We start from the raw sequence: 16,501 nt of genomic DNA, 5'->3' as shown, positions 1-16,501 counted from the left end.
TACGAGACAGCCCTTAGGCGCGGCGGCGGGCGCGGTGGTCGGCCACGTAGATGCGGTTGGCGCACTGGGTGGAGCAGAAGCGCCTGCGGCCGTTGCGCGAGGTGTCGATGAACACGGTGGTGCAGCCCTCGCGGGCGCAGCAGCCGAGCCGGCCGCCGCCGGAGGCGCACACCACGTGCGCGAGGCCGGTCGCGGTGCGGGCCTTCACCCGCTTCACGGTGCTGTCGGTGTCGAGCGAGTAGTGCAGGTGCGGCGTCATCTCGCCGTCGTGGCGCGCGATGGTCGGCTGGATCGCGGCCTCGCCGAGCAGGCGGTTGAGCACGTCGATGCGCTCGTCGAGGTCGGCCGCCTCGAAGACGACGCGGAGTTTCGCCGCCCACGCAAGGAGATCGGCGGTCTCCTCGGCGTCGACGGTGGGCCTGGTCGTCTTGTAGTGCCGCAGCAGCTCACCCATCGCGGGCGGGTCGATGCCGGGGTCGGCGTTGACCAGCCCGACCGCGAGCGACGCCTTGTCACTGCCGTAAGGGTTGATGTGCACTAGCCCATGACAGCAGGCTGGGGGCATGCAGCGCAATGAGATCCCGGACGCGGTTACCTGCCCGAACTGCGGATGGCCTGCCGAGGGGGCCGGTCCCGCCGTCGCCTCCTCGCACCACACCTCGACCGGCGCGGTCCGCTACGTGCGGTGCGTGTGCGGACTGCGCCTGGTGTTGCTCGGGAACGCCCTCGTGGGCACGGCGGGCGTTCCGGACACCGCGATGACGGGCTAACTGTCCACAGTGGACGTGGCGCGGATCAGGCGGAGCTGACCGATCTCGGCGACGTTCTTCATCAGCTCCGCGTTCACCCACGCGAGCATGTGCGCGACGCGGTGCTCGGGGTCGCTCGGCCACGGAAACGGTGCCACAGCGGCGAGATCTTCCTCGGAGAGTGCGTCGAGCACACTCACCCACTCCGCGCGCAGCTCGCGCAGCCATGCCACGGTCGCCGCGCCGTCGCCGGGCCACGTCACGTCGACGCGCTCGCGCGGGGTCCGGCCGAGCGCGTGGTCGATCGCGGTGCTCCACCACCAGCCGATGTGCCAGGTGAGCCAGGCGATCGTGGGCACGGGGATCGGGTCCAGCTCGCTCTCGTCCCAGTCCGGCCGCCACGCGCCGTCGTCGCCCTCGCGCACGGTCCAGCAGGCTTTTCCGGGCTCCCACAGGAAATCCGCGTCTTCGAGGCGGTCGAGGTGGAACTCGAACAGCGACCAGGTGAGGTCGAACTGCCAACGCGGCAGGGCGGTCGGGGTGGCGGACATGGCGCAGACCCTGACACATCGGCGGCGCGAGCACGACTCGGTTTCCGAGTAGGGGAGATCACTTCGAGTGGCCGCGAACGCCGCACCACAGTTAGGGTACCGCTGTTGTGGTGGTCGGGTCGGGGACGGACATGGCTTCTGGGGCACGCGCACACTCGCGCCGCGAACTGCTCGCGGACGCGGCGATCGACGTGCTGGCAAGGGAAGGCGGTCGCGGCCTCACCCACCGCGCGGTGGACCGCGAGGCCCAGGTTCCCCTCGGCACCACCAAGAACTACTACCCCACGCGCAACGCGCTGCTGGTCGCGGCCGCGCGGCGGATGGCCGACGAGCACAGCGCGGCCGTGCAAGTGCTGCGCGACACCACGCCCGCCGAGGTGCGCCCGGACCAGGTCCGCGAGCTGTACCCGGCGATGCTGACGCGTGCCGTGCACGGCGACCGCACGCAGACGCTGGCCCTCTTCGAGCTGTACCTGGAAGGCGTGCGCCGTCCCGAGGTCCGCGAAGCGCTCGGCGAGATGGTGCGGGCCAACGCCGAGGGCGTCATCGCGGTGCACCGCTCGGCCGGGCTCGACACCACCCCGCGCGACGCGGCGTTGCTGGACGCGTACTTCCTGGGCGTGTCGATCTCCCTGTTGGCTCTGCCGGACGACGCGCTCGGCAAGCTCGGGCTCGACGACTCCCAGGACCTCGGCCGGGGCCTGTTCGACGCCGCCGTTCCCAGTGCTTCAGAACAGCGCGACGAGCATGGCCGGGGGAGCGTTGAGCAGCCCGTGGGCCAGGAGCAGCAGCCAGGGGTTGCGGTGCCGCGACCACAGGTAGCCGAGCAGGAGCCCGGTGACCCCCTGGTTGGCGACGACTGACGCGAGGTCCAGCGGCAGTCCCGCGCCGCCCTGGATCGCCGCGTGCCACGCGGCCCACACCAGCGCGGACACGACGATGGCGGGCCAGCGTCCGTACAGGGACTCCAGCCGGGTTTGCAGCCAGAACCGGTAGAAGATCTCCTCCAGTGCCGCGTTCACGAGGAACACCACCGCGATCACCGACAGCGGTACCGCGGCCCCGCTCCACGGCGTCAGCACCGAGAGCAGTCCGATGTAGACGGTCACGACGAGCAGCGGGCGCAGCCATCGGCCTCGAAGGTCCACAGTGGACCACTCCCGCCAGGTGGCGCCCACGGCGAGCGGGATCGCCAGCAGCAGAGCCAACTTCAGGCCCAGGAACCACAGATCACCGCGTGGTGACAGGTAGTAGCCCACCGCGAACGCGGCACCCAGTGCCGCCAAGCTCCACGCCTGCACGGTGAGCTTTCGGGGTTCCGTACCTGCGAACGGATCGGCCGCCGGTTTTTTCGGTGCCAGCAACACCGCTACCAGCAGTCCGACCGCGACCGGAGTCCAGAGTTGCCAGAGCGACCGCGCTCCGTCGTGGTCGGCGGAGTACCGCAGAGCCGTGTGCCCGCTGAGCACCAACCCCAGCACCGCCGCCGCGAACACCGCGATCCCACCGACGAGCAGCGCTCGGCCGGTCCTCGTCATTCCGCCCCCTCAGCTGGAGGCGGGCTCCACGCCCAGACAGGAGAAGGACGAGCCCGCCGTGGCCATCTTGCCGCAGCTGTTCGGCCACGCGGGCAGTTCGGTGACGGCCATCCGCACCCGCCACCGCCGTCCGTCGACGTGCTCGACGGTCACGGCGTCCGCCGACTCGGCCGCGACGGTGAGCGAGTTCGCCGTGACCTCGCCGATCGCGGAGCGGACGGCCAGCTCGGCGGCCTGGCCGATCGGGCTCCACGTCGCCCGGCCCCGGCAGCCCTGCACCACCATCTCCCCGGCGGCGGTCGCCTTCAGGAGGTCCCGTGCCTGGGAGACGTCGAGCCTGCCGTGCACGAAGCCGGTCGGCAGGGCGACCATCGCGGGCGCGAAGCGGTGGCCGCCGGTGTGCGTGCTCTCCCACACCGACTCGCCGTACTCGGTGGCCAGCTCCGCCGCGATCGGCCGGCCGAGCAACGCGCAGCACCGGTCGCGCTTGCCGTTCGTGCAGACCAGCAGCAGCGGTTCCGCCACGGACTGGCCGAAGGGCCGGGTGAGATCGAGTTCCAGTAGGTCCTCCGGCCTGTCCACGGTGTGCTTGAACAGCCACATCGCGTCAGGTCGGGTCGAGGCGAGGTACACGCGGCGAGGTCGCGGGCGGTGCATGTCGGGATGCCGTCCCGGGCGGCGGATCAGCACGACGCGGTGACCGGCCTCTTTGGCACGGCGTACCAGCTGGGCTCCGATCCCGGGGTCGAGATGGCTGTCCACCAGCGCGTCCGCGCCCCACGGGCCGGGTTGTTCCACGCAGAGCCAGCTCGCCGCGACCGGGGCGGTCCCGGCGAGGGGTTCTGCGGAGGCGAGCGCGGCGCAGCCGCTGGTCTTGTGCATGCTCCGCCCATCATCACCCGGTTGGTGCTTGAACGACACCCCGGGGTTGCCCGCGTTCCTCGCCGGGAATGCACGTGGTCGCGGGCTGGTCGGGCGTGGCAGCCTGGGGCAGGGAGGTGGCCATGGCTGAGCCCGGTAGCTACCGGTACGGACCGTGGGACGGCGGGCGTGACCCGCTCGCGCCCCCGCCGGACCTGCGCGCGGCGCTGGCGGAGATCGGTCGCGAGGTGATGGCGGGGTCCTCACCGGAGTCGGCGCTGCGCGAGCTGCTGCGCCAGGGCATGCCCGGTACTCGCGGACTGGATGAGCTGACCAGGCAGGTGTGGCAGCGACGTGCGGCGTTGCAGCGCAGGCACCGGCTCGACGGGACCGTGCAGGAGGCCAAGCGGCTGCTCGACCGGGCGTTGGCGGCGGAGCGCCGCGCGTTGGGCGCCGACAGCGGCGAGGACGCGCAGTTCCGGCAGATGCGGTTGGACATGGTGCCCAACAACGTCGGCGGGGCCGTGCGCGAGCTGGCTGATTATGACTGGCGTTCGGCCGAAGCGGCTGAGGCGTACCAGGAGATCCAGCAGCTGCTCGGCCAGCAGATGATGGAGCAGCGTTTCAAAGGTATGAGCGAGGCGCTGAAGCAGGCGAAACCGGAGGACGCTGAGCGCGTTCGCGAGATGCTGGCCGACCTGGACCTCCTGCTGGCCGCGCATGCCCAGGGGCGCGCGGACACGCAGTCGCGCTTCCAGGAGTTCATGGGCAAGCACGGGGAGTTCTTCCCGGAGAACCCGCGCACGGTGGACGAGCTGATCGACCTGCTCGCGGCGCGTTCGGCGGCGGCGCAGCGGCTGCTGAACTCGATGACGCCGCAGCAGCGCGCCGAGCTGGCCGAACTGTCCCAGCAGGCGTTCGGCGACCCCCGGCTGGCCGAAGCACTGTCCAAAGTGGACGACAAACTGCGCGCACTGCGCCCTGGCGAGGACTGGGCTGGGAGCGGGCGTTTCCGCGGCGACCAGGCCATGGGGCTCTCCGAGGCGACGGAGGCGTTGCAGGAGCTGGGAGAACTCGACCAGCTCGCCGAGCAGCTCGCGCAGGCGCACCCGGGCGCGCGCATGGAGGACATCGATTCCGAGCTGCTGGAACGGCACCTCGGCGAACAGTCCACTGTGGATGCCAGGGCGCTCGCTGAGCTGGAACGGCAGCTGCGCGCGCAGGGGATGTTGCAGCGCGGCCCGGACGGAGACCTCCGTTTGAGCCCCAAGGCGTTGCGCCGTCTGGGCGAAGACACGTTGCGCGATGTGCTCGGCCAGCTGCGCGGAGCGCGCGGCGAACGCGACGCCGACCGCGCGGGCGCCGCGGGGGAGCGGACCGGCTCCACCAGGCCGTGGCGCTTCGGCGACACCGAGCCGTGGGACGCGGCGCGCACGGTGGGAAACGCTGTCCTGCGCACGGCGGGAACCGGTGAGGCGCTGACGATCGACGTCGCCGACGTGGAGATCGCCGAGACGGAACAGCGGTCGCGGGCGGTCGTCGCGCTGTGCGTGGACACGTCGTGGTCCATGGTCCAGGACGGCCGGTGGGTGCCGATGAAGCGCACCGCGCTCGCGCTGCACCACCTGGTGCGCACGCGTTTTCGCACCGACGAGCTCCAGCTGATCACCTTCGGCAGGCACGCGATGAGCGTGGACATCGGTGAACTCACGGCGCTGGAAGGAACTCACGAGCAGGGGACCAACCTGCACCACGCGCTGATGCTGGCAGGACGCCACCTTCGGCGGCACCCGGACGCGCATCCGGTCGTACTCGTTGTGACAGATGGCGAACCCACCGCGCACCTGGAACCCGACGGCGAAGCCGTTTTCGACTACCCGCCACGCCGCGAGACCATCGCCAAGACCATGGTCGAGGTCGACGCGCTCGCCAGGCGCGGCGCGGGGATCACCGTGTTCATGTTGGGGGAGAACCCCAGGTTGGAGGCGTTCGTGGACACCGTGGCGCGCCGCACCGGGGGCCGCGTTCTCGCGCCGACGACGGACGGACTCGGTGCCGCCGTGGTGGCGGACTACCTGAGGAACAGGCGCGGCTGACGCGACTGTCCAACTAGGACAACTCGAAAGGTCGCCGTGTCATTGCGCGGAACAGTTGATCACACGGCATGATGGGCGTCCGGAGACGGTTTGCCTGTACCGGATGTCTGCACCGGAGGGGAGGACTTCCCCCGTGGAGGTCGAAAAGCAGCGAAGACCGCGGTGGCGGTGGGTGCTGCCCGCGCTGATGGTCCTCGCCTGGTTGGTCTTCGGCGGGTTCAGCGGCCAGTTCCAGAGCCGTCTCGCCGAGGTGCAGAAGAACGACAACGCCTCCTTCCTGCCCGCGAGCGCGGAATCCACCGAGGCGACCAACCTCCAGGCCGCGTTCTCCGACAAGCGCGTGCTGCCCGCGGTGCTGGTCTTCGAACGCCCGGCCGGGCTGACCATGACCGACCAGAACGCCTTGCAGGAGCGGCTGGCCCAGCTCGCCGCGCTGCCCGGCATCAACGGCCAGATCTCCCCGCCCGACCTGGCCAAGGACGGCCAGGCCGTGCAGGCGGTCGCCGCGCTGGACGCCCAGGACGGCGCCAAGCTGGCCAGGACCATCGCCGAGCTGCGCGAGATCGCGGGCAAGAACCTGCCCGCCGGGCTCAACGCCTACATCACCGGTCCCGCCGGTCTGCTCGGTGATCTCGCCGACATCTTCAAGGGCATCGACGAACTGCTGCTCGGGGTGACCGCCGCCGTCGTCGCCCTGATCCTGGTGGTCGTCTACCGCAGCCCCCTGCTGCCGATCCTGGTGCTGGCCTCCGCCGGGCTCGCGCTGGCCAGCTCCACGTTCGTGGTCTACGAGCTGGCCGCCAACGAGGTCCTCACGCTCTCCGGCTCCAGTCAGGGAATCCTGTTCATCCTGGTATTCGGTGCCGCGACGGACTACGCCCTGTTGCTGGTGGCCCGGTACCGCGAGGAACTGCGCAGGCACGCCTCGCCCTACACCGCGATGGGCAAGGCCTACCGCGCCTCCTTCGAGCCGATCCTGGCCTCGGCGGGCACCGTGGTGCTCGGCCTGATGTGCCTGCTGCTGTCGGAACTCAATTCCAATCGGGGCTTGGGCCCGGTCGCGGCCACCGGCATCGTGATGTCGCTGCTGGCCTCGCTGACCTTCCTGCCCGCCGTGCTGGTGATCTTCGGACGGGTGGCCTTCTGGCCGTTCCGGCCGATGGCGGTCACCGGCAAGCACGCCAAGGTGCCCAGCGACATCGAGCAGCACGGCTCCTGGGCGCGGGTGGCCGCCGCCGTGGGCAACCGGCCCCGGCTCACCTGGATGATCACCGCGCTGGTGCTGCTCGGCGGCGCCGCGCTGCTGCCCCAGTTCAAGTCGGCGGGCACCTCGCAGACCGACCTCTTCCTGACCAAGGTCGAGTCGGTCGCCGGGCAGAAGGCGCTCTCGGCGCACTTCCCCGGCGGCATCGGCAGCCCGGCCGCGATCATCGCCAACGCCCAGACCGCTCCGGCGGTGATGGCGGCGGCCAAGGTGCCCGGTATCGCCGACGTCACCATCGGCTTCGACCTGCCGCCCGGCGCCCCGCCACCCGCCGACGTGACCGCGCTCAAGCCGAAGGTGGTCAACGGGAAGGTGCAGATCTTCGCCACCTTCTCCGCTCCCGCCGACTCCCCGGAGTCCGTTGCCGCCGTGCAGACGCTGCGCGATGCGGTGCACAAGGTCCCGAACGCCGAGGCGAAGGTCGGCGGCTTCACGGCGTTGCAGTACGACGTGCAGGAGGCGTCCTCGCGGGACCGGTGGGTGATCATCCCGGCGGTGCTCGTGGTGATCGTCCTCGTGCTCGCGCTGCTGCTGCGCTCCCTGCTGGCGCCGCTGCTGCTCACCGCCACGGTGGTGCTGTCCTTCGCCGCCACGCTCGGCGTCAGCGGGCTGATCTTCGAGCACCTGCTCGGCTGGGGCGGCGCCGATCCGAGCGTGCCGTTGTTCGCCTTCGTGTTCCTCGTCGCACTCGGCATCGACTACAACATCTTCCTGATGACGCGCGTGCGCGAGGAGACGATCAAGCACGGCACCGTCACCGGCACGCTGCGCGGGCTCACGGTGACCGGCGGCGTGATCACCTCGGCCGGTGTCGTGCTCGCGGCCACCTTCGCGGCGCTGGCCGTGCTGCCGCTGCTGTTCCTGGCGCAGCTGGCGTTCCTGGTGGCCTTCGGTGTGCTGCTCGACACGCTCGTCGTGCGCTCGCTGCTCGTGCCCGCGCTGACCATCCACATCGGGCGGGCCGTGTGGTGGCCCGGGAAGCTGTGGCGCGCGGAACCGGCTCGGCGCTCGGAGGACGGGCCGGACGCCTTGAGTGGTTAATGAGCCAGGTAACTGTCTAGGGTCGTAATCATGCAACCCTGGTCATCCGTCCCGGTTCCGCGCGTGCCTGGCACGCCCCGCCCGCTTCGGCTCTACGACACCGCATCCGCTGAGGTCAGGCCGACCTCGCCGGGTCAGGTGGCCAAGCTCTACGTCTGCGGGATCACCCCGTACGACGCCACCCACCTCGGGCACGCGGCGACCTACCTCGCCTTCGACCTGGTGCACCGCGTCTGGCTGGACAACGGCCACGAGGTGCACTACGTGCAGAACGTCACCGACATCGACGACCCCTTGCTGGAGCGGGCGAAGCGGGACAAACAGGACTGGGTGGTGCTCGGGCTGCGCGAGACCGCGCTGTTCCGCGAGGACATGGAGGCGCTGCGGGTGGTGCCGCCGCGCGAGTACGTCGGCGCCGTCGCGGCCATCCCGGAGATCATCGAGGCCGTCGGCAAGCTCCTCGCCTCTGGCGCTGCCTACCGGCTGGAGGACGAGCACCCGGACATCTACTTCGACCACACCGCCACCGGGCGCTTCGGCTCCGAGTCCAACTACGACGAGCCGACCATGCTCAAGTACTTCGCCGAGCGCGGGGGCGACCCCGACCGCCCCGGCAAGCGGCACCCGCTGGACGCGCTGCTGTGGCGCTGCGCGCGCGAGGGCGAGCCCTCGTGGGACGGCGAGCTCGGCCCCGGCCGCCCCGGCTGGCACATCGAGTGCACCGCCATCGCCGTCAACCGCCTCGGCGCGACCGTGGACGTGCAGGGCGGCGGCTCCGACCTGATCTTCCCGCACCACGAGTTCAGCGCCGCCCACGCCGAGCAGCTGACCGGCCAGGCGCCGTTCGCGCGGCACTACAGCCACAGCGGCATGATCGGCCTCGACGGCGAGAAGATGTCCAAGTCCAAGGGCAACCTCGTCTTCGTGTCCAAGCTGCGCGCCGACGAGGTCGACTCGATGGCCGTGCGCCTGGCGCTGCTGGCTGATCACTACCGCTCAGATCGCTCGTGGAGCGCCGAACTGCTCTCCGCCGCCGAGGAGCGCCTCATCCGGTGGCGCGAGGCCGTGTCGCTGCCTGAGGGCCCGACCGCCGAATCGCTCGTGCGGCGCCTGCGCGACCACCTCGGCGACGACCTCGACACCCCGCGCGCCCTCGCCGCCGTCGACGTCTGGGCCGCCGAAGCGCTGACCCGGCGCGGCACCGACGCGGGCGCCCCCGCTCTCGTGCGCGACGCCGTCGACGCGCTGCTCGGCATCGAGCTGTAGTTCATCCCGGCGCCCGTCGCGTTTTCGCGCGGCGGGCGCCGTTGTGCACCGGTCCGGGTCGCGCGCAGCAACGATCTTGTTACGAGACGCTTGACACGCAACCGTCCTGGGTAAGACCACGTCTTGAGAGTGATCACTTGATGGGGTTTCCAGGGGGAGGACTCACGATGAGCGCACCGGTGCACGCTTACCGATACAGCCCGGCCGCCCGTGTTCCGCAGCGCCGCAGGCCGCCTGTCCGTTCCGCGCGCCCCGCGCACATCACGCGTCCGGCGGAGAACTGCTACTGCGCCGAGTGCTACCGCCCGACCAGCGCGGGCGACGTGCTCTTCGGCATCGTCGGCGGCCTGCTGCTGGCTGGCCTGATCGTGGGTTCCGGGTGGCTCTTCGGCTTCTACAACCTCTTCGCCTGAACGATCTCACCTCGTCGCTGCTCTCGTTCAGCGCCAGATTCGTTGCAGGACAACAACAACAACGGGATGTCCAGTCACACCCGACCGGACAGGGGGCGCGTTAAACTGGGGCGGCGGGATGAGAAGGCGGCTCTGACCTGCTGTGGGTGGGCAGGAGTGGCCGTCCCGTTGGCCGAGCGGTCGGGGCGCAGCTACGACGTGCTGGCGAACCGGGCCGGGATCAGCCGCTCCATGCTGCACCGCTACCGCTCCAGCGCGGCCGTGCCGACGGAGTCAGGTTCGCCGAGCACTTCGCCAAGGTCTGCGGCGCCGAGCGGGACGAGCTGATCGAGCTGCACCGGATCTGGGTGCGCGCCAGCGGTGAGGAAGCTGCTCCCGAACCAGAACCCGAACCGTCGCTGCGCGCGCGGTGCGCGAGTCGCTGCTGACGCTCGGCAAGACCCCGTCGCGGTCGGCTCACACCTGTTCGTAGGGTCGCTTTCGCGAACGGATTTCCCTTTCATCAGGATTTCAGGGCCGCTGCTTACGTTGCGCGGCATGAAGATTCGAGCAGCAGCCGCGGCTGCCCTCTCCCTGGCCGCGATGAGCCTGGCCGCTCCGGGGACCGCTGCCGCCGCTGAAACGTGCGGCTATTGGAACGACGCGACCTACGCGTACTACTCGCACTGCGGCCCGGACCGCGTCCTGATCGACGTCGACGTGGCGTGGGGCCGGGACTTCACCAAGTGCGTCGAGCCGAACTCCAAGAACAACATCGGCCTGTGGCCGCGCACCACGAACGCCTGGTACGTCGGGCCCTGCTGAGCCCCTTGACCGATGTCTGGAGTGAGCATGCGGGTGAGACAACGAGCGGCCATCGTGTTCGCCACCGCGCTGGCGGCGATGAGCCTGACGGCCCCGATGGCGAACGCGGTTCCCGGGTGCGGGGGCTTTCGTGACGGCGGCTACGCGTACTTCTACCACCACTGCGGCCCGACGCACGTGATGATCAAGATCGACGTGAGGTTCGAGATCGACCGGACGAAGTGCGTCCGTCCCGGTGACAACCTGCTGTGGACGAAGGCGTTGGGGCCGGTGGCCGAGGGAGCGTGGTACATCGGCCTCTGCTGACCCCGCTCGCGCGAACGGCTCGTTTGGTGCCTTGAGCGCACTGAACGGGTCGTTCAGTGCGCTCAAGTACCTGAACGGGTCGTTCAGGGCTTTGGACGCACCAAAGGGGGCGTTCGCGGGGGGAGGGCTACGGCGGTCAGGACGAGTGCGGCGTTGGTGGCGACGAGTTGGACGCGTTGCACGATCCCGGCCCAGGGGCCACCGACGAGCACGGCGGAGAGCAAGCCGGTCACGGCCAGCACCGCGAAGCACGCCCAGAGGATGAGACGTGCTTGGGGGCCAAGGGTTTCGCGCAGGGCGAGGAGGCCGATGACGGCGGTGATGATGCCGAAGAACACGAGCACGCTCGACGCCTGGTGGATCTCGTGGGACAGCGACACGGTGTTGTCGATCTCGCGCTGGCGGCACGCGCGGTCGACGCTCGGCGCGCAGTCCAAGGGCACGAGCGCGTCGAGCACCGTCACTCCGCCGAACACCGCGAGCCCCACGCGAACGAGCTTGTGCCGCACCGAGAACGCGGCGGCCACGAACAGGGTGCCCGCGATGACGTCGGTGGTGCGGAACAGGAAGCGGTACGGCTGCCCGCCGGCCATGTGCTCCGAGACGTAGCTGTGCAGCAGGCTCAGATCATCGGGCAGCACGAACTCCAGCAGCCACGCGGAGTACACGAGCGTGCCGAGCAGGAGCAACCACCGCGTCATACCGAAGAGCCTTCGGGGCGCACGAACGGGAACAGCACGGTCTGCCGGATCGTGCCGCCGCACAGCATCATCAGCAGCCGGTCCACGCCGAGCCCGAGCCCGCCGGTCGGCGGCATGCCGTACTCCAGCGCTCGCAGGAAGTCCTCGTCCAGCTCCATCGCCTCGACGTCACCGCTGGCCGCCTTCATCGACTGCGACTGCAACCGCTCGCGCTGCTCGACGGGATCGGTCAGCTCGGAGTACGCGGTGGCGATCTCCGCGCCGAAGGCGATCAGGTCCCACCGTTCGGCCAGCCTGGGGTCCTCGCGGTGCTGGCGGGTCAGCGGCGACACGTCGGTGGGGTAGTCGCGGTAGAACGTCGGCCGCACGGTCTGCCCCTCCACCAGGTGCTCGAACGCCTCCACCACGTACTTGCCCCGGCTCCACCCGTCCTGGAACGGCACGCCCGCCGCGTCGAAGTGCTTGCGCAGCTCGTCGAACGGGGTGTCGGGGGTGATCTCCTCGTCCAGGCGCTGCGCGAGCGCCTCGTGCACGCCGATCACCGGCCACTCACCGCTGATGTCGTGCTCGGTCACGGTTCCATCCGGGTTGGTGTGCCGTGCCACCTGAGCCCCGTGCGCGGCGACCGCGGCCTCCTGGATCAGCTCGCGGACGGTGTGCAGCATGGTGTTGTAGTCGGCGTAGGACTGGTACGCCTCCAACATCGTGAACTCGGGGTTGTGCGTGGCGTCCGCGCCCTCGTTGCGGAAGTTGCGGTTCAGCTCGAAGACCCGGTCCACCCCGGCGACGCACAGCCGCTTCAGGTACAGCTCGGGCGCGATCCGCAGGTACATCCGCATGTCGTAGGCGTTGATGTGGGTGACGAAGGGCCGCGCGGTCGCGCCACCGTGCACGGCCTGCAACATGGGCGTCTCGACTTCGAGGAAACCCCTGGTGTGCAAGGACTCCCGCAGCGTTCTGACCACTGTGGACCGTGCGCGCAACATGGTCCGCGCTTCGTCGTTGACCACCAGGTCCAGGTAGCGCCTGCGCACCCGCGCCTCGGCGTCGGCGAGCCCCTTGCGCCTGTCCGGCAACGGGTGCAGGCACTTCGCGGTGATCATCCACTCGGTCACCGAGACCGACAGCTCGCCGCGCTTGGAGGTGATCACCTCGCCCTCGACGCCGACCTGGTCGCCGAGGTCGATCGCGGTCTTCCACGCCGCCAGCCGCTCCGCGCCGAGCTGGTCCTCGGAGAGCATCAGCTGGAGTTCGCCGGTGAAGTCGCGCAGCACCGCGAAGCACAGCCTGCCGACCTCGCGCTTGGCAACGACCCGGCCCGCGACGCTGACCCGCGTGCCCGTCCTGGTGTCCGGCGCGAGTTCGCCCGCGCGCTCGCGCGCCTCGCCCAGCGAACACCCGCGCGTGAAGCCGACGGGGTAGGCGTCGACGCCCTCCTCGCGGAGCCGGTCGAGCTTGTCGCGCCGCACGCGCACCTGCTCCGGCAGGCGCCGCGCGGACTTCGGCTCGCGCACGCGCTCCTCGATCGCGTGCACCTGCTGCACGAAAGCCTCGGCCACCTCGGGCGTGTGCAGTTCACGCCGCGCCACGCTCGGCCGCAGCAGCGCGCGCCTGCTCGGCACGAAGCCCTCCGCGACACCGGCGATGAGGCTGACCCGCGCGAGCTGCCGTGCGCTGCGGTAGCACAGGAAACGCGGGTCCCACTTGGGCCCGTACTTCGCGTTGGACCGGTACAGCGACTCCAGCTGGAAGAACCGGGACGCGAAGCTCAGCGCCCACCGCCACAGCCGCAGCACGGGTCCGGCGCCGATGCGCGCGCCCTCCTCGAAGACCGCGCGGAACATCGCGAAGTTCAGCGAGATGTGCTGCACGCCGAGCCGGCCGCCCGCCTCGACCAGCTCGCAGATCATGAACTCGTTGAGCCCGTTCTCGGCGGCGCGGTCGCGGCGCATGAGGTCCATCGACAGACCCGTGCGACCCCATGGCACGAACGAGAGCAGCCCGCGCAGCGCACCGTCGGCGTCGTAGGCCTCGACCATCACGCACCGCGCGTCGGAAGGATCACCGAGCCTGCCGAGCGCCATGGAGAAACCGCGCTCGGTCGCCTCGCCGCGCCACATCTGCGCGGCGGCGATCAGCTGGTCCATCTCCTCGTCGGGGATCTCGCCGTGCCTGCGGACGCGCGCGGTGTACCCGGCGCGCTCGACCCGGCTGACCGCCTGCCGCACGCCCCGGCGCTCGCGGCCGGTGAGGGTGAAGTCGCGGACGTCCAGGATCGCCTCGTCACCGATCTCCAGCGCCTTGAGCCCGGCCTCGGTGTAGGCGTGCGCGCCCTCCTCGCTCGTGCCGAGCACGCCGGGGACCCAGCCGTAGCTGTAGGCCTCGGCCAGCCACGCGTTGATCGCGGCGGGCCACGCGTCCTCGTCGCCGATGGGATCACCGCTGGCCAGGCACGTGCCGCCAATCACGCGATAGGTCACCGCGGCGCGGCCGGACGGCGCGAACACCACCGACTTGTCCCTGCGGGTGGCGAAGTACCCGAGTGAGTCGCCGTCGCCGTGCTCGGCCAGCAGTTCGCGCAGCGCAAGCTCCTCCTCCTGGGAGAGCAGCCGTTTGCTGCGCGCCGAGCGGAAGAAGCGGGCCAGCGCGTAGGCGCCGACCAGGGTGCCGCTGAGGTCCAGCAGGAAGGTCAGCCACGACGACGAGGCCTGGTCGATGCCGATCTGGTCGATCGGGATCCAGTTGCCGGTGACCTGGCTGAAGGACCAGAGCAGCTGCTCCAAGGTGCCCGAGGGCGTAGCGGAGGCGAACGGCGCGAGACCCCAGCCGATCAGCGTCACCAGCACCATGCCGATGGCCAGCGAACCCAGCGCCCGCCAGCCCGCGCCCTCGTTGAGCCGGGCGGGGAAGGCGGGGCGCAGCACCAGCAGCACCACGATGAGCCCGATGCCGACCAGGTTGGCCATCACCAGGTCCCAGAGGGTGTCCGAGACGGCGAGGTCCTGGAGGTCGTCCTCGGACACCGTGGCGTCGCCGATGGCCAGCAGGTACAGCCAGATCAGCGCCACGATCGCGTTGTAGACGACCACGTAGAGGACCTGGAACAGCACCAGCACCCACAGCGCGGCCCGCTTGCGCCTGCGCAGCGCGGCACCGAGCACGACCAGCACCAGGACGATGAAGATGTTGGCGTCCACCGGGAGGCCGGTGTAGTCGAAGACGCTGCGGATGGCGTCGCCGGCGTCGGTGTAGTCGTCGCCGAGCAGCAGGAGCACCAGCGAGCAGAGCGCACCCAGTTCCACGACGGTCGCGATGACCGCCGCCGCCGTGTGCTTCCACGCGGGCACCTCGTGGCGCGGCGGGCGGCTGGTCCTCCTGGGCTTGTCCGCCGTTGTCGTTGCGGTCTGTTTTCCCGTCGCGGCGGAGTTGTCGGCGGAATCACTGCCCATGTTCGGACTTCTCCAGCTCGTCGAACGGTCACTTCGTGGGCGAGACTAGCGGAATGGGAAGCAGCGCCCGCTCACATTCCGGGGACTCCGGCCATTTCGGGGATCGGTGCCTCGGCCGGGTCGAGGTCACCGGCGAGCCGACGCGCGCGGTCGTCGCGCTGTGCTCCGGGCTCGGCGGACTCGCTTCCGACTGGTACCCGGTCTCACGGCTGCTGGAGCCCGGTGTCGCGGGCATCGCCGTCGAGTTCACCCCCGGCGGCCTCCCGCTCCGCGAGTGCGTCGCCGCGCTCGAACGACTCCGTGCGCACTCTGCGTCCGATATGCCGTTTGTGCTGGTAGGGCACTCGATGGCGGGTATGATCGTCGAGGCGTACGCGCGGGAGCACCCCGAGCTGACGGCGGGTGCCGTGCTCGTCGACCCGAGCCCGGAACCGCCCGGCAGCACCGCCGTCGACGACCCGGTCACCAAGGCCGTGCGCGGGCTGGTGCGGCGTGGCACCGTGCGTCGGCACCCCGGGCTGGCGCGGCGGCTCGGCCCTGCGCTGCGCGGGCTGATGATGACTTTCGGCACCCTCTCCGCGCCCGATCCCGACCCGGTGGCGGCGCGCGCCCGTTTCGCCGATTCCGGCCTCTTTACGGACTTTCTCGCCGAGTTCGCCAGTTATCCTTCGCGGATTCGCGAACTGGAAAAGATGCGCGCGTCGTCAAGTACTCCGCTCGCGATTCCGTGGACCGTGCTGACCGCCGCCTCCGCGATGGGTTCCGGCCGTGCCGCCGCCCGGCTGCTCGCCGCGCACGCCGACCTCGCCGCGGTGAGCGCGCTCGGCAGGCACGAGGTCGTCGGCGGCGCTGACCACCTGCTCGGCCTCGACCGCCCCGAGGTGGTCGCCGCCGCCGTGCACGAGATCATCCGGTCAGCGACCTCATCCGGTTAGGGTCGCCACCGCCGCGCTGACCGCGGCCTCGCGCAGCTGCTCCCTCGGCACGTCCGGGAACTGGATCGTGCAGTCCTGGAGCCCGCCGAGCGCCATCACCGCCCTGGTCGACTGGGCCAGGTCCGGCGTCGGCGGGAACAGCAGCTCGGCGAGGCGGTGGCGCCAGGTCAGCACGATCTCGATCATGCCGAGCTCGGCCAGCGTGGGCATCTCGCTGAGCACCAGCACGATCAGGTCGCGGTGCTCGTAGTGGAAGTCGAAGTAGCCCTCCAGCAGCGCGCGCTGGTCGACGACGGCGTGCTCCTCCTGCCGGCGCAGGAACGCCTCGCCGTCCTCGATCAGCGGCTGCACGATGCTGCGCACCAGCTCCTCGCGCGAGGCGAAGTGGTAGTACAGCGCGGGTTTGGTGATGCCGAGCTCGGCGGCGATGGCCTGGAGGCTGGTCTTCTGCACGCCGTTGCGGCGGAAGAGATCGCGCGCGACCGCCTGGATGCGCTGTCTGGTGTCCGAAGCCCTCGCCACCCGCC

General features: G+C 70.5%; 16 protein-coding genes and 1 pseudogene. 10 read left to right on the top strand and 7 right to left on the bottom strand.

Translation table 11 applies throughout. The features are described 5' to 3' along the window. Positions 1-13: 13 nt before the first annotated feature. Complete coding sequence (locus tag CCN37_RS26795) at positions 14-538, bottom strand: CGNR zinc finger domain-containing protein (protein ID WP_086826003.1); 525 nt, start codon at positions 536-538, stop codon at positions 14-16. Between the two features lie 25 nt (positions 539-563). Here CCN37_RS26795 and CCN37_RS26790 point away from each other — a divergent pair, with 25 nt between their 5' ends. Beyond that, entirely contained in the window at positions 564-770 is a 207-nt protein-coding gene (locus CCN37_RS26790) for a hypothetical protein (protein ID WP_086826002.1), read from the top strand. Here the strand turns inward: CCN37_RS26790 and CCN37_RS26785 are convergent. Beyond that, on the bottom strand, positions 767-1,300 hold the full coding sequence (locus CCN37_RS26785; RefSeq protein WP_086826001.1) for a DinB family protein: 534 nt from the start codon (positions 1,298-1,300) through the stop codon (positions 767-769). The two genes, CCN37_RS26790 and CCN37_RS26785, sit on opposite strands and share 4 nt — an antisense overlap. A gap of 131 nt (positions 1,301-1,431) precedes the next feature. Here CCN37_RS26785 and CCN37_RS41095 point away from each other — a divergent pair, with 131 nt between their 5' ends. Further along, positions 1,432-2,163, top strand: a complete 732-nt coding sequence (locus CCN37_RS41095) for a TetR/AcrR family transcriptional regulator (protein ID WP_246843337.1) — start codon at positions 1,432-1,434, stop codon at positions 2,161-2,163. On the opposite strand, the pseudogene CCN37_RS26775 reads toward CCN37_RS41095, so the two are convergent. Further along, a pseudogene (locus tag CCN37_RS26775) lies at positions 2,119-2,838 on the bottom strand (lysostaphin resistance A-like protein); the annotation flags it as partial. The gene CCN37_RS41095 and the pseudogene CCN37_RS26775 sit on opposite strands and share 45 nt — an antisense overlap. Positions 2,839-2,847: 9 nt before the next feature. After that, positions 2,848-3,720 carry a sucrase ferredoxin gene (locus tag CCN37_RS26770; protein ID WP_143261829.1) on the bottom strand — a complete coding sequence of 291 codons (873 nt, stop codon included), beginning with the start codon at positions 3,718-3,720 and terminating at the stop codon, positions 2,848-2,850. 122 nt (positions 3,721-3,842) lie between these two features. Here CCN37_RS26770 and CCN37_RS26765 point away from each other — a divergent pair, with 122 nt between their 5' ends. The 7 genes from CCN37_RS26765 (at position 3,843) to CCN37_RS26740 (ending at position 10,889) form a co-directional block, all read left to right on the top strand. Continuing rightward, positions 3,843-5,795, top strand: coding sequence for a VWA domain-containing protein (locus CCN37_RS26765; RefSeq protein ID WP_086826008.1), 1,953 nt, complete (start codon positions 3,843-3,845; stop codon positions 5,793-5,795). A 187-nt stretch (positions 5,796-5,982) separates the two neighbouring features. Continuing rightward, positions 5,983-8,100, top strand: coding sequence for an efflux RND transporter permease subunit (locus tag CCN37_RS26760; RefSeq protein WP_246843338.1), 2,118 nt, complete (start codon positions 5,983-5,985; stop codon positions 8,098-8,100). A gap of 30 nt (positions 8,101-8,130) precedes the next feature. Continuing rightward, positions 8,131-9,366: a cysteine--1-D-myo-inosityl 2-amino-2-deoxy-alpha-D-glucopyranoside ligase gene (gene mshC / locus CCN37_RS26755; RefSeq protein WP_086825990.1), complete on the top strand. Its 1,236-nt coding sequence runs from the start codon at positions 8,131-8,133 to the stop codon at positions 9,364-9,366. A gap of 167 nt (positions 9,367-9,533) precedes the next feature. Further along, positions 9,534-9,779 (top strand): hypothetical protein, encoded by a 246-nt coding sequence (locus CCN37_RS26750; RefSeq protein WP_086825989.1) that lies wholly within the window; start codon positions 9,534-9,536, stop codon positions 9,777-9,779. Positions 9,780-9,935: 156 nt separating this feature from the next. Continuing rightward, entirely contained in the window at positions 9,936-10,106 is a 171-nt protein-coding gene (locus CCN37_RS40145; protein ID WP_168200873.1) for a hypothetical protein, read from the top strand. Positions 10,107-10,316: 210 nt separating this feature from the next. Continuing rightward, positions 10,317-10,583, top strand: coding sequence for a DUF6355 family natural product biosynthesis protein (locus tag CCN37_RS26745; RefSeq protein WP_143261828.1), 267 nt, complete (start codon positions 10,317-10,319; stop codon positions 10,581-10,583). A 33-nt stretch (positions 10,584-10,616) separates the two neighbouring features. After that, on the top strand, positions 10,617-10,889 hold the full coding sequence (locus CCN37_RS26740) for a DUF6355 family natural product biosynthesis protein (protein ID WP_143261827.1): 273 nt from the start codon (positions 10,617-10,619) through the stop codon (positions 10,887-10,889). Between the two features lie 83 nt (positions 10,890-10,972). Here the strand turns inward: CCN37_RS26740 and CCN37_RS26735 are convergent, their stop codons facing one another. Together CCN37_RS26735 and lysX are read right to left on the bottom strand one after the other, a co-directional pair. Beyond that, on the bottom strand, positions 10,973-11,590 hold the full coding sequence (locus tag CCN37_RS26735) for a DUF998 domain-containing protein (protein WP_086825986.1): 618 nt from the start codon (positions 11,588-11,590) through the stop codon (positions 10,973-10,975). After that, on the bottom strand, positions 11,587-15,039 hold the full coding sequence (gene lysX / locus CCN37_RS26730) for a bifunctional lysylphosphatidylglycerol synthetase/lysine--tRNA ligase LysX (RefSeq protein ID WP_086825985.1): 3,453 nt from the start codon (positions 15,037-15,039) through the stop codon (positions 11,587-11,589). The genes CCN37_RS26735 and lysX overlap by 4 nt, the downstream gene beginning before the upstream one ends. 53 nt (positions 15,040-15,092) lie before the next feature. On the opposite strand from lysX, the gene CCN37_RS26725 reads away from it, so the two are divergent. Next, positions 15,093-15,974: an alpha/beta fold hydrolase gene (locus CCN37_RS26725; protein WP_086825984.1), complete on the top strand. Its 882-nt coding sequence runs from the start codon at positions 15,093-15,095 to the stop codon at positions 15,972-15,974. Here the strand turns inward: CCN37_RS26725 and CCN37_RS26720 are convergent. Further along, the gene (locus CCN37_RS26720; protein WP_086825983.1) at positions 15,963-16,496 is read right to left on the bottom strand and encodes a TetR/AcrR family transcriptional regulator; all 534 of its coding nucleotides are present in this window, start codon (positions 16,494-16,496) and stop codon (positions 15,963-15,965) included. The two genes, CCN37_RS26725 and CCN37_RS26720, sit on opposite strands and share 12 nt — an antisense overlap. Positions 16,497-16,501: the final 5 nt, after the last annotated feature.

The organism is Allokutzneria sp. NRRL B-24872, from assembly GCF_002155965.1.
Classification (GTDB): domain Bacteria; phylum Actinomycetota; class Actinomycetes; order Mycobacteriales; family Pseudonocardiaceae; genus Allokutzneria.
The sequence above is the reverse complement of the archived record's forward strand: the minus strand, read 5'-3'. Positions and strand labels throughout refer to the sequence as shown.